This is a genomic window from Vulcaniibacterium tengchongense (assembly GCF_003814555.1).
GTDB lineage: Bacteria > Pseudomonadota > Gammaproteobacteria > Xanthomonadales > Xanthomonadaceae > Vulcaniibacterium > Vulcaniibacterium tengchongense.
Genome location: NZ_RKQN01000003.1, coordinates 274,464 through 286,564, shown reverse-complemented (window position 1 = coordinate 286,564; position 12,101 = coordinate 274,464). Strand labels below are relative to the sequence as shown.

Genomic DNA, 12,101 nt, shown 5'->3' with positions numbered 1-12,101 from the left:
GACCCCAAATCCGGGGTGTTGCGCCGTATGGTTCAACCGGTGCGGCCTTGCGTCAAGCCGAAATCCCACGTTAGGACAAGGCTTTTCCCGACTGTCGGACGGGCGGGTGCACGGCAGGATTCCGTGCAGCGGCTACGGAATCGAGGGCGTATGAGTTACACCCCTGGAAATGCGGGCGTAACGGAAGGCGACGGGGCAGGGCGGGCGCCGCGGCTTCTGGACGAGGTTCGGCGGCATTTGCGGTTGAAACACTGCAGCTTGCGTACCGAGCAGGCTTATGTGGGCTGGATTCGCCGGTTCGTGCTCGTCAACGACAAGCGCCATCCGCGCGCGATTGGGGGCGGCCGAGGTGGAGCGCTTCCTGTCGGCGCTCGCGGTGGAGGGCCGGGTCGCGGCCGGGACGCAGAACCAGGCCCTGGCGGCGCTGTTGTTCCTGTACAAGGTCGTGCTGGGCGTCGAGTTGCCGTGGCTGGACAGCGTGCAGCGCGCCAAGCGCCCGCGGCGGCTGCCGACGGTGCCGGCCCGCGAGGAGGCGCGACGGCTACTGGCCGCAATGGAGGGGCGGCCGTGGCTGATCGCCAGCCTGCTGTACGGCACCGGGTTGCGTCCGATGGAGTGCCTTCGGCTGCGGATGAAGGACGTGGATTTCGCGCGCGTGGAGATCGCCGTGCGCGGCGGCAAGGGAGGCAAGGACCGGCGCACGGTGCTCCCGCGCTCGCTGGTCGAACCCCTGCAGCGCGAAATCGAGCGGGCGCGACTGCTGCACGAAGGCGATCTGGCCGCCGGTTCGGCGCGGTGTGGTTGCCGCACGCGCTGGCGCGCAAGTATCCGAACGCCGCGCGCGAATTCGGCTGGCAGTACGTGTTCCCGTCGTTGCGGCGCTCGCGCGATCCGCGCGACGGCCTGGAGCGGCGGCATCATTTCGACGATGGGTGCGGTCGCGGGCGCTGAAAACCGCGTGTCGTCGCGCCGGCATCGTCAAGCCGGTGTCGGCGCACACGTGGCGGCACTCGTTCGCCGCGCATCTGCGGGAGGCGGGTTACGGCATCCGCACCGTACAGGAATTGTCGGGGCACAAGGACGTGAGTACGACGCAGATCTGCACGCATGTGCTCGATCGCGGCGCCGGCGGAGTGAGGAGCCCGCTGGACCGGTGAGAGGCATGCCGCCCACGGCGCCGGCTCCAGCTTGAATGAATGGAAACGGCGACAGCGGGCGCTCAATCGAGGAACTGCAGCCTCGCCAGCTCCGCATACAGCCCGCCCTGCGCCAGCAGCGCCTCGTGGGTGCCCTCGGCGACGACGCGGCCGCGGTCCATCACCACGATGCGGTCGGCCTTGAGCACGGTGGCCAGGCGGTGAGCGATGACCAGGGTGGTGCGGCCTCGCATCAGCGCCTCCAGCGCCTGCTGCACGGCGCGTTCGCTGTGCGCGTCGAGCGCGCTGGTGGCCTCGTCCAGCAGCAGGATCGGTGCGTCCTTGAGGAGGGCGCGGGCGATCGCGATGCGCTGCTGCTGGCCGCCGGACAGGCGCGCGCCGCGCTCGCCCAGTTCGGTGTCCAGGCCTTGCGGCAGGGCGCCGATAAAGTCGGCGGCATGGGCCGCGCGCACCGCGGCCTCGAGCGCCGTATCGTCGGCGTCGAGGCGGCCGTAGCGGATGTTGTCGCGGGCGCTGGCGGCGAAGAGGGTCGGCTGCTGCGGCACCAGGGCGACCGCTTCGCGCAGTTCGGCCAGGTCGAGCGCGCGGATGTCGTGGCCGTCGATGGCGATGCGGCCGGCCTGCGGGTCGTGGAAGCGCAGCAGCAGCGAGAACACCGTGCTCTTGCCGGCGCCCGACGGGCCGACCAGGGCCACGGTCTCGCCGGGGCGCACGCGCAGGTCGAAGCGCTCGAGCGCGGGCGCGTCCGGGCGCTGCGGGTAGTGGAAGGTGACATCCTCGAACGCGATCTCGCCCCGCAACGGGCGCGGCAGCGGCGTGGGCCGGGCCGGCGGGACCACCGCCGGGCGCTCCTCGAGCAGCTCGCCGATCCGGCCCATGCCGCCGGCGGCGCGCTGCAGCTCGTTCCACACCTCGGCCAGCGCGCCCACCGAACCGCCGCCGATCAGCGCGTACAGCACGAACTGGCCCAGCGTGCCGGCGCTCATGCGTCCGGCGACCACGTCGTGCGCGCCGGACCACAGCACCAGGGTGATCGCGCCGAAGACCAGCACGATGGCGACCGCGGTCACCCAGGCCTGGGCCTGGATGCGGCGGCGCGCGGCATCCACGGCGATCCGCACCGCCTCGCCGAAGCGGCCGCGCTCGTACGGCTCGCGCGCGTGCGCCTGCACCGTGCGCACCGCGCCGATGGTCTCGTTGGCCAGGGCGTTGGCGTCGGCGATGCGGTCCTGGCTGTCGCGCGCGATCCTGCGCAGGCGGCGGCCGCCGACCACGATCGGCAGCACCGCCAGCGGAATGCCGACCAGCGCGAACGCGGCCAGGCGCGGGCTGGTCACGAACAGCATCGCCAGGCTGCCGACCACGGTCACCGCGCTGCGCAGCGCCACCGACATGCTGGAGCCGACCACGCTGCGCAGCAGCTCGGCGTCGGCGGTCAGGCGCGAGACCAGCTCGCCGCTGCGGTTGCGGTCGTGGAAGCCGGCGTCCAGGCCGATCAGATGCGCGTACAGGCGCTGGCGCAGGTCGGCGACCACGCGCTCGCCCAGCAGCGAGACGAAGTAGAAGCGGGCGGCGGTCGCCAGCGCCAGCGCCACCGCCACCGCGAACAGCAGCAGGAAGGCGCGGTCGATCGCCGTGCCGCCGCCGCCGGCGAAGCCCTGGTCGATCATGGTGCGGAACGCCACCGGCAGGCTCAGCGTGGCCGCGCTCGACGCGCCGAGCGCCACCAGCCAGGCGACGAACAGGCCGAGGTGCCGACGCACGAACGGCCAGAGGGCGCGGAGGCTGCCGAGGGGGGCGCGGGGAGAGGGATCGCTCATGGGATGGTCTGGTCTCGTTCGCTCGGGACCGGGGGAGCACCGGAGGGCGGCACTGTACCGGCTCGGCTTCGGGGCGTCTTCAAGGGCGGGCCCGGATGACCGCCTCGCCTCGCCGAAGCGCGCTCCCGCGGCTCAGCCCGTGGAGCGCGCTAGAAACCGGATCATGCCGCCTCGGCGATGCCGTCGGCGTCCGCGGAAAACGCATCGCCGGCGAGCGTCAGGCTTCGCTGAAGCGCACCCGGTCGCGGGTGGCATCGCGCAGGCGGCGCTTCAGCGACGGCAGTTCGGACTCGGGCAGGCGCAGGCGCAGGCCGACGCCGTCGGCACGGTAGCGCTCGTCGAGCTTCTCCGCGCCGTGCGCGGCCAGGGCGGCGTGCACCGCGCCGGTGTCCTCGAACGGGAAGTCCAGCCCCACCTCGGCGACGCGAACCAGCTCGCGGCGCGGCGCGGTGCGCAGGCATTCGGCGGCGCTGCCGCCGTAGGCGCGGACCAGGCCGCCGGCGCCGAGCTTGACGCCGCCGAACCAGCGCGTGACCACCACGACCACCTGGTCGAGTCCCTGGCCGTCGATCGCCGCGAGGATCGGCCGGCCCGCGGTGCCGGCGGGTTCGCCGTCGTCGTTGAAGCGGTATTCCTGGCCGATGCGGTAGGCCCAGCAGTTGTGGGTCGCGGCCGGGTCGGCGACCTGGGCGACGAAGGCCAGCGCCGCAGCCGCGTCGGCGGCCGGCGCGGCCTGGGCGAGGAAACGGCTGTGCTTGACCTCGAGCAGATGCGAGGCCGGGCCGGCGAGGGTGGCGCTCATCGATCCGCGGCGGCGTCGAGCGCGCGCACGTCCTCGGGCACGTGCAGGCGCGGGTGCGCGCGGCGGAACCCGGCCAGGCTGGCGCGGGCGCCGTCGAGGTCGCCGGCGTCGCGGCGTTCGCGGATGCGTTGCAGCCAGTCCGCGGGCGGCAGATGCGCATCTTCCCGCGCGGCGTCACCCGGCCGCACCCGCGAGCCGGCGACCCGGGCCGCTTCGGCCGCGGACGCCGCGCGCGCGGCCTGCGCGGGTGCGGCATCCGCCGAGTTCGGGGCCGGCGCCCGGGCGGAATCGCCGGGCGCGGTCGCCGGCGCCTCGGCCGGGGGCGCCCTGCGCATGCGCGCTTCGGGCGCGGCGTATTCGGGGGCGGGCGTCGCCGGCGCGGGAACCGCCGCGGCCGGCGCCGACAGGGCCGGCGGTGGCACGTCGACGGGCGAGGGGGCTTCGACGACCGGCGGCGGTGCCTCCGGCTTCCGTTTCGGCGTGGCCGGCGCGGGCGCGTTCGGTACGGGCGCGGGCGCCGGGGCGCGCAACGGCCGCTGCGATTCGAGGGCGGGGGCCGGCGCGGCGACGGGCCGGCCTTCGCCGGGGGCGACGGCGCGTTCGGGCGCCGGCGCCGATATCGTCGCCACCGGCGGCGCTTCGCCGGCTTCCGGCCGCGATTCCGGTTGCGGCCGCATCTGCCAGGCGACGCCGGCCGCGACCACCACCGTCGCCGCCGCACCGACGAACGCCGGCCAGCGGCGCCGGCGCGGCGCGGAGGCGGCATGCGCGGCGGCCAGGATCTTCGCGTCCACCGCGGGCGGGGGTCCGCCTTCGTGCGGGCCGACCCGCGCCAGGCGTTCGGCCAGCGCGCGCTCCTCGGCGGACAGCGGGTCGTGCGGGTGTGGGCTCATTCGCTCAATCTCGCGCGCAGCTTGTCCATCGCGTAGCGCAGCCGCGACTTGACGGTTTCCCGGCCGACGCCGGTGATCGCGCCGATCTCCTCCAGGCTCAGTTCCTGCTCCAGGCGCAGCAGCACCACCTCGCGCTGCTCCTCAGGCAGGGTCTCCAGCGCCAGCTGCAGGCGGCGGCGCTGCTCGAACTCGGACAGCTCGCGCTCGGGCGTGCTCGGGTCGGGCACGCGGGCGGCGCGCTCGTCGCCGTCCTCGGGCGCGGGCGGGCGGTGCTTGAGCCCGCGCCAGTGGTCGTGCAGGCGATTGTGGGCGATGCGGAACAGCCAGGTCCTGAATGCCGCCTCCGGCTTCCAGCCGGCGCGCGCGGCGATCACCCGCTGCCACACGTCCTGGAAGAACTCGTCCGCCAGCGCCGCGTCGCGGGCCTGGCGCAGCAGGAAGCGGTAGAGCGGGCCGCGGTGGCGGGCGTAGAGCTGTTCGAACGCGACCGCGTCGCCGGCCGTCCAGGCCAGCATCAGCATCTCGTCGCTCGCGTCCGCGGCCGAATTCATCCGCGGCAGGGTACGGGGCGGAGGCGCGGACGGGAAGCGGGCGCGCGAGGCGGGGGCGCGGGCGGGCATGTCGGGATCAACGGACGTAGGCCGCCGGCGGGGTCGGGCGCGCGATCCATGCGGGCGGGCCGCTTCCGCGGCAACGGGCATCCGTTATCCTGCCGGCGTCCTCCCAGGAACCCGTCCGTGCCTCACCGCATCCGCCCGAGCGTGGCGATCGTCGGCGCCGCCAAAGAGAACGCGCTCGCCGCGGCGCTCCAGGCCGCACTGCCGGCCGGGGCGGAAGTCGCCGCGCTGTGGCGCACCGCGCAGCAGGCCGCCGCCGGCGCCGGTTCCCGCGGCGCGGTCTCGGCCGGGGCGCCGCCGGTGCTGGCGCGCCGCGCCGAACAACTGCTGCTCGGGCAGGCGCAGCCGCGCGACTACTCGCACCGGATCGAAGCGGTGTGGAACGGGCGCGACGGCGACCGCGCCGCGGTCGTGGCCAGCCTGGCCGCGCCGGTCGCGCCGGAGACCCGCCAGGCCTGGTCGAGCCTGGCCCGGCACGCGGTCGCCGCGCACCTGGACGCGCTGCGCGCGCAGGCGCGGATCGAGCAGCTGGCCAAGTCCGAACGGCTGCAGCTGGCGCTGTACGAGATCGCCGACCTGGCCGGCTCCGACCTCGACCTGGGCGACATGCTGCGCCGCCTGCACCGGGTGGTCGCCGGGCTGATGTACGCCGAGAACCTGTACATCGTGCTCTACGACGACATGCGCGACACGCTGCGCTTCCTGTACTTCGCCGACCGCGTCGACCCGTTCGCGCCGGACCCGGCGCAGGAGCTGCCGGCCGGCGGCATGCCCAACAGCATCACCCTCGCCCTGCTGCGCCACGGCGCGCCGCTGATGGGGCCGTCGGCGGAGATCCGCGCGCGGCTGGGCGTGGTGCCCGACGCGGCGCACGGCCCGGACAGCGAGGACTGGCTCGGCGTGCCGATGCGCCGCGACGACCGCGTCTGCGGCGCGATCGTGGTGCAGAGCTACGACCGCCCGGGCGTCTACGGCGACGAGGAGCGCGCGCTGCTGTCGTTCGTCGCCCAGCACATCCTCACCGCGCTGGACCGCTACCACGCCCGCGAGGAGCTGGAGCGGCGCGTCGAGGAGCGCACCCAGGCGCTGCAGCTGAGCAACCGCGACCTGCAGGCCGAGATCATCGAGCGCCAGCGCGCCGAACGCCTGCAGCGCGCGCTGTTCCGCATCGCCGAGCTGTCGATCAGCGCCGAGACCCTGGAGCGCTTCTACACCCAGGTCCACGACGTGGTCAGCGACCTGCTGTACGCGCGCAATTTCTACATCGCGCTGCTGTCCGAGGACGGGCAGCGGCTGGAGTTCCCGTACTCGATCGACGAGCGCGATCCGCACCGCGAGAGCCGTACCCTCGGCGCGGGACTGACCGAGTACGTGATCGCGCGCGGCCAGCCGCTGCTGGCGGACCGCAGGCAGATCGCCGCGCTCGAGGCCGACGGCAAGGTGCGCAGCCGCGGCGCGCAGGCGCACTACTGGCTCGGCGTGCCGCTGCTGCGCGGCGACGCCGTGGTCGGGGTGATCACCGTGCAGAGCTATTCCCCGGCGATCAGCTTCACCGCGCGCGACCAGGAGCTGCTGACCTTCGTCGCCCATCACATCAGCATCGGCCTGGCGCGCAAGCAGGCGCAGGACCGCCTGGTGGCCGCGCACGCCGAACTGGAGCAGCGCGTGGCCGTGCGCACCCGCGAGCTGGCGCAGGCCAACGCCGAACTGCTGGCGCAGATCGGCGAGCGCCTGCGCGCCGAGCAGCGCCTGACCCACCAGGCCCTGCACGACGCGTTGACCGGCCTGCCCAACCGCAGCCAGCTGCTGGAGCGCCTGGCCGGCGCGATCAAGCGCGCCGAGAGCGGCGACAGCGGCAGCTTCGCCGTGCTCTTCCTCGACCTGGACCGCTTCAAGCTGATCAACGACAGCGTCGGCCACTCCGCCGGCGACGAACTGCTGGTCGAAGCCGGCCGCCGCATCGTCGACGCGGTGCGCGAGCGCGACACCGTGGCCCGGTTCGGCGGCGACGAATTCGCGATCCTGGTCGAGGACATCGCCGGTGCGCACGAGGCCGAGGCGCTGGCGCAGCGCATCCTGGCCGTGCTCGGCGAGCCGTGCTGGGTCGCCGGGCGCGAGGTGTTCCCGTCCGGCAGCATCGGCATCGCCCTGTGGCACCCGCGCTACCGCAGCGGCGTGGAGCTGCTGCGCGATGCGGACGCGGCGATGTACCGCGCCAAGGCCAGCGGCCGCGACCGCTGGGCGGTGTTCGACGAGGCCATGCGCGAGGAGGCGGTGCGCATCCTCGACCTGGAGGCGGACCTGCGCCGGGCGATCAACGGCGACGGCTTCGTCGCGTTCTACCAGCCGATCGTGCGCCTGGACGACCGCAAGGTGATCGGCCACGAGGCGCTGCTGCGCTGGCGCCACGAGCGCCGGGGCCTGCTGCTGCCGGGCGAGTTCATCGGCCTGGGCGAGGACAGCGGGCTGATCGAGGAGGTCGACTGGATCCTCTACGCGCGGGTGATGGAGGAAGTCGCCCGCGGCGGCGAGGGCTACGTGTCGGTGAACGTGTCGCCGCGGCACTTCCGCTCCGGCGACTTCGCCGAGCGCCTGCTGCGCCTGATCGACCGCGCCGGCGCCGATCCGCACCGCGTGCGCATCGAGATCACCGAGGTCGCGCTGCTCGACGACGTGCCGCGCGCGCTGCGCATGCTGCGCACCCTGCGCAACCACGGCGTGCTGGCGCAGCTGGACGATTTCGGCACCGGCTTCTCGGCGCTGTCCTACCTGCACCGGTTCCCGATCGAATGCCTGAAGATCGACCAGAGCTTCGTCGCCGGCCTGGCCGGCGAGGCGCAGCCGGAAAGCGTGGCGGTGGTGCGTGCGATCCAGGCGCTGGCCGGCACGCTCGGCATCCATACCATCGGCGAGGGCGTCGAGAGCGAGGCCCAGCGCGCGGTGCTGCGCGAGCTGGGCTGCGTGTACGGCCAGGGCTACCTGTTCGGGCGGCCGGCGGAACGCGCGCCGGAACGGATCGAACGCATCGCGGTGGGCTAGGCGCGTACGGCCGCGGAGCGGGCCGCGGCAGAGCGCAAGGTCGCCGGTTCGCGGGGCGACGGTGGCGGCACCGGCGCACGCACCCGAGGAGCGAACGCATGGGCAAGGCCGAATTCGAACGATCGTTGCAGTCGGGCGGGCACGCGGCGCTCGCGGAACTGGCCGGCGACTGGGCAGGCACCACCCGGGTCTGGTTCGAGCCGGACGCGCCGCCGGCGATGGAAGTCGCGCAGACCGGCCGCATACGCCGGGTGCTCGGCGGACGCTTCCTGCTGCACGAGTACCGCTACGGCGAGGGCGACCGGGCCGGCGAGGGCATGGCGCTGTACGGGCTGCACCTGGACGAGCAGGCGTTCGAAGCCGCCTGGGTCGACAGCATGCACACCGGCACTTCGATCATGTTCTCCACCGGCGCCGACCGCGGCCACGGTTTCGACGTGCTCGGCAGTTACGGCGAAGGGCAGGGCGGCCCGCGGTGGGGCTGGCGGACGCGGATCGCGCAGCCGTCGCCGGACCAACTGGTGCTCACGATGTTCAACATCGCGCCGGACGGCAACGAAGCGAAGGCGGTGGAAACCCGCTACGTCCGCCGCAAAGCGGACGCGTCCGCCGGCGCCTAGCCCGTACGCGGATCGCGCAGCACCAGCAGCCGCGGCTCGGTCATCTCCTCGATCGCATAGCGCACGCCCTCGCGGCCGAGGCCGGAGCGCTTCACCCCGCCGTAGGGCATGTTGTCGACGCGGAAGCTGGGGACGTCGCCGACGATCACACCGCCGACCTCGAGCCGGTCCCAGGCGCGCATCGCGTGCTCGAGGCTGCCGGTGAACACGCCGGCCTGCAGGCCGAAGTCGCTGTCGTTGACGCGGTCGAGCGCGTCGTCGAAGTCCTCGAACGGCTCCAGCAGCGCGACCGGGCCGAACGCCTCCTGCCGGTACAGGTCGCAGTCGCGCGGCACGTTCTCGAGCAGCGCGGCGGGCAGCATGTTGCCCTGGCGCGGGCCGCCGGCGAGCAGCTTCGCGCCGCCCTTGCGCGCGGCGGCGATCCAGCCCTCCAGGCGCTTCGCCGCGGCCTCGTCGACCATCGGCCCGATGAACGTGCCTTCGTCGTGCGGATCGCCCATGCGCAGCCCGCTTACGGCGGCCTTCAGGCGCTTGCGCAGCTTGTCGTAGAGCGCGGCCTGCACGTAGACGCGCTGCACGCTGATGCAGCTCTGCCCGCTCTGGTAGTAGGCGCCGAACACCAGCCGCTCGACCACCTCGTCCAGCGGCCGGCCGGGATCGGCGTCGACGATGCAGGCGGCGTTGCCGCCCAGTTCCAGCGTCACCTTCTTGCGCCCTGCGCGCGCCTTCAGGTCCCAGCCGACCAGGCCGCCGGTGAAGCTGAGCAGGGCGATGCGCTCGTCCTCGACCAGCTGCGCGGCATCGTCGTTGGAGCAGGCCAGCACCGAGAACGCGCCCCGTGGCAGGTCGGTCTCGGCCAGGATCCCGGCGATGATCAGCGCGCCGATCGGGGTCTTTTCCGACGGCTTGAGCACGAACGGGCAGCCGGCCGCGATCGCCGGGGCGACCTTGTGCGCGACCAGGTTCAACGGGAAGTTGAACGGCGTGATGAAGGCGCAGGCGCCCACCGGCACGCGCTTGACCAGGCCGCGGTAGCCGCGCGCGCGGGGCGAGACCTGCAGTTCCACGGTCTCGCCGCCCACGCGCGTGGCCTCGCCCGCGGCGATGCGGAAGGTATCGATCAGCCGCTCGACCTCGCCGCGCGCGTCGCGGATCGGCTTGCCGGCCTCCACGCACAGCGCCAGCGCCAGTTCCTCCGCGCGCTCGCGGAAGCGGCGCACGCAGTGTTCCAGCACGTCCCGGCGCGCGTCGGGCGGGAATTCGGCCATCGCCTCGCGGGCCTTGTGCGCGGCGACGATCGCCTTGCGCACTGCCGCCGCGTCGGCCAGCGCGACGCGGGTGGCGACGGTGCCGCGGTACTTGTCGCGCACCTCCAGGTCGGTGTTGGCCTGGACCGGCCGGTTGGCCAGGTAGTACGGATAGCGCGAAGGCAGCTTCGGCGCGGCGGAGCGGGCGGATTTGGCCATGGCGGACTCCGTGAGGGGGACGCGGTCAGGGTAGAACACGCCGCGTGGGAGAAAGGTCAGGCGGCTCCCCGTGCGTCGGGGGCGGGGCAGTGCGCCAGCGCGAGCCGGCGAGGCGAGGTGCGTCTCCCGGGGGCCGGGGCATGCCGCCGGCGAGCCGCGCATCGCGGGGCCTCGCCCGCGCGACGCGGCTGCGCTGGCCGCGCCGCCCACGGCCGCGCCGTGGGCGTGACGGGCGGCTACGCGCCGCGCGAAGCGGCGCGGGATTCGTCGTCGCCGCTTCCGGGTTGTTCCGCAGAGGCGTGCGGGCCGCGCCTCATGTCGCCGCGTCCTCCTCGCCCGACTCCACGCGCAATGCCAGCCGCCCGTCGGCGAGGCGCGCCCGCAGCCGCTCGCCCGGCGCGACCTCGTGCGCGCTGCGCACCACGTGGCCGTCCTCGCGCTGCAGGATCGAATAGCCGCGCGCGACCGTGGCGAGCGGGCTGACCGCTTCCAGCGAACGCGCCAGCGCGCGCAGGCGCAGGGCATCGTGCGCGAGGCGGCGCGCGACCGCCGCCTGCGGCCGCGCCGAAACCGCGCCGAGGCGCTCGCGCAGGCGCGCGAGGCGGCGCTGCGGATGCGCCGCGCGCAGCACCGCGCCGGCGTGGCGCAGGCGCGCACGCTCGGCTTCGAGCCGGCGCCGCCAGGCCGCGTCCAGCCGGCGCAGCGCCTCGGCCTGGCGCCGGCACAGCAGGTCCAGGCGCGCGCGCGGGCGCAGCGCGTTGAGGCGCAGCGCGGCGCGGTCGGCGCGTTGCATCGCCTGGCGCAGGCGCTGCGCCTGCAGCGTCCGCAGGCGCGCCTGCAGCGCGTGCAGGCGGCGCAGCAGGTCGTCGCGGTGCGGCACCAGCAGTTCCGCGGCGACCGACGGCGTCGGCGCGCGCACGTCGGCGGCGAAGTCGCTGAGGCTGAAGTCGGTCTCGTGGCCGACCGCCGACACCACGGGAACCGGGCAGGCGGCGATCGCGCGCGCCAGGCGTTCGTCGTTGAACGCCCACAGGTCCTCCAGCGAACCGCCGCCGCGGGCCAGCAGCAGGGCGTCGTAGCGGCCGCTGGCGGCGGCGCGTTGCAGCATCGCCACGATCTGCGCAGCGGCGCCGTCGCCCTGCACCGGCACCGGCAGCACCTCGGCCTCGACCAGCGGAAAGCGCCGCGCCAGCACGCTGAGCACGTCGCGCACCGCGGCGCCGGTCGGCGAGGTGAGCACGCCGAGGCGGCGCACGTAGTGCGGCAACGGACGCTTGCGCGCGGCGTCGAACAGGCCTTCGGCGGCGAGCTTGGCCTTCAGGTCCTCGAACGCGCGCCGCAGCGCACCCTCGCCGGCCTCTTCCATGTGGTCGAGCACGAGCTGGTAGTCGCCGCGGGCCTCGTACAGGGTCAGCCGGCCGCGCGCGAGCACGCGCAGGCCCTCGCGCGGCTGGAACCGCAGCCAGGTGCTCTTCGGCCGGAACATCGCGCAGCGGACCTGGGCGCGCTCGTCCTTCAGGGTGAAGTAGAGGTGCCCGGACGAGGGCCGCGAGACGTTGCCCAGCTCGCCCTCGACCCAGACCGACGGGAAGGCCCCCTCCAGCAGGTCGCGCGCGAGCGTGTTCAGCTGGCTCGGGGTGAGGACGTGCTCGGGGCTGGCGGCGGGCATCGTTCGGGAGGCGCGTGG

The 12,101-nt window shown here is 74.4% G+C and carries 8 protein-coding genes and 1 pseudogene; 3 read left to right on the top strand and 6 right to left on the bottom strand.

The window, feature by feature from the left end; genetic code table 11:
• Positions 1 to 150: 150 nt before the first annotated feature.
• A pseudogene (locus tag EDC50_RS16680) lies at positions 151 to 1,157 on the top strand (integron integrase).
• Positions 1,158 to 1,219: 62 nt separating this feature from the next.
• Here EDC50_RS16680 and EDC50_RS11670 read toward each other — a convergent pair.
• The 4 genes from EDC50_RS11670 to EDC50_RS11655 all read right to left on the bottom strand — a co-directional run bounded on the left by EDC50_RS11670 (position 1,220) and on the right by EDC50_RS11655 (position 5,223).
• A complete protein-coding gene (locus tag EDC50_RS11670; RefSeq protein ID WP_123770656.1) occupies positions 1,220 to 2,977 on the bottom strand; it encodes an ABC transporter transmembrane domain-containing protein in 1,758 nt (585 codons plus the stop codon).
• Between the two features lie 217 nt (positions 2,978 to 3,194).
• Positions 3,195 to 3,779 (bottom strand): IMPACT family protein, encoded by a 585-nt coding sequence (locus tag EDC50_RS11665; protein WP_123770655.1) that lies wholly within the window; start codon positions 3,777 to 3,779, stop codon positions 3,195 to 3,197.
• The gene (locus EDC50_RS11660) at positions 3,776 to 4,672 is read right to left on the bottom strand and encodes a hypothetical protein (protein WP_123770654.1); all 897 of its coding nucleotides are present in this window, start codon (positions 4,670 to 4,672) and stop codon (positions 3,776 to 3,778) included. The genes EDC50_RS11665 and EDC50_RS11660 overlap by 4 nt, the downstream gene beginning before the upstream one ends.
• On the bottom strand, positions 4,669 to 5,223 hold the full coding sequence (locus EDC50_RS11655) for an RNA polymerase sigma factor (protein ID WP_123770653.1): 555 nt from the start codon (positions 5,221 to 5,223) through the stop codon (positions 4,669 to 4,671). The genes EDC50_RS11660 and EDC50_RS11655 overlap by 4 nt, the downstream gene beginning before the upstream one ends.
• A gap of 186 nt (positions 5,224 to 5,409) precedes the next feature.
• On the opposite strand from EDC50_RS11655, the gene EDC50_RS11650 reads away from it, so the two are divergent.
• Together EDC50_RS11650 and EDC50_RS11645 are read left to right on the top strand one after the other, a co-directional pair.
• On the top strand, positions 5,410 to 8,328 hold the full coding sequence (locus EDC50_RS11650) for a bifunctional diguanylate cyclase/phosphodiesterase (RefSeq protein ID WP_242003112.1): 2,919 nt from the start codon (positions 5,410 to 5,412) through the stop codon (positions 8,326 to 8,328).
• Positions 8,329 to 8,426: 98 nt separating this feature from the next.
• Positions 8,427 to 8,948 (top strand): DUF1579 domain-containing protein, encoded by a 522-nt coding sequence (locus EDC50_RS11645; RefSeq protein WP_123770651.1) that lies wholly within the window; start codon positions 8,427 to 8,429, stop codon positions 8,946 to 8,948.
• Here the strand turns inward: EDC50_RS11645 and EDC50_RS11640 are convergent.
• Both EDC50_RS11640 and xseA read right to left on the bottom strand, forming a co-directional pair.
• On the bottom strand, positions 8,945 to 10,414 hold the full coding sequence (locus tag EDC50_RS11640) for an aldehyde dehydrogenase family protein (protein ID WP_123770650.1): 1,470 nt from the start codon (positions 10,412 to 10,414) through the stop codon (positions 8,945 to 8,947). The two genes, EDC50_RS11645 and EDC50_RS11640, sit on opposite strands and share 4 nt — an antisense overlap.
• A gap of 313 nt (positions 10,415 to 10,727) precedes the next feature.
• Positions 10,728 to 12,083, bottom strand: coding sequence for an exodeoxyribonuclease VII large subunit (xseA, locus tag EDC50_RS11635; protein WP_123770649.1), 1,356 nt, complete (start codon positions 12,081 to 12,083; stop codon positions 10,728 to 10,730).
• Positions 12,084 to 12,101 lie beyond the last annotated feature (18 nt).

Excerpts from the sequence above, each read along its gene's own strand:
- EDC50_RS11670 (WP_123770656.1), bottom strand. The coding sequence starts at position 2,977 with ATGAGCGATCCCTCTCCCCGCGCCCCCCTCGGCAGCCTCCGCGCCCTC.
- EDC50_RS11665 (WP_123770655.1), bottom strand. The coding sequence starts at position 3,779 with ATGAGCGCCACCCTCGCCGGCCCGGCCTCGCATCTGCTCGAGGTCAAG.
- EDC50_RS11660 (WP_123770654.1), bottom strand. The coding sequence starts at position 4,672 with ATGAGCCCACACCCGCACGACCCGCTGTCCGCCGAGGAGCGCGCGCTG.
- EDC50_RS11655 (WP_123770653.1), bottom strand. The coding sequence starts at position 5,223 with ATGAATTCGGCCGCGGACGCGAGCGACGAGATGCTGATGCTGGCCTGG.
- EDC50_RS11645 (WP_123770651.1), top strand. The coding sequence starts at position 8,427 with ATGGGCAAGGCCGAATTCGAACGATCGTTGCAGTCGGGCGGGCACGCG.
- EDC50_RS11640 (WP_123770650.1), bottom strand. The coding sequence starts at position 10,414 with ATGGCCAAATCCGCCCGCTCCGCCGCGCCGAAGCTGCCTTCGCGCTAT.
- xseA (WP_123770649.1), bottom strand. The coding sequence starts at position 12,083 with ATGCCCGCCGCCAGCCCCGAGCACGTCCTCACCCCGAGCCAGCTGAAC.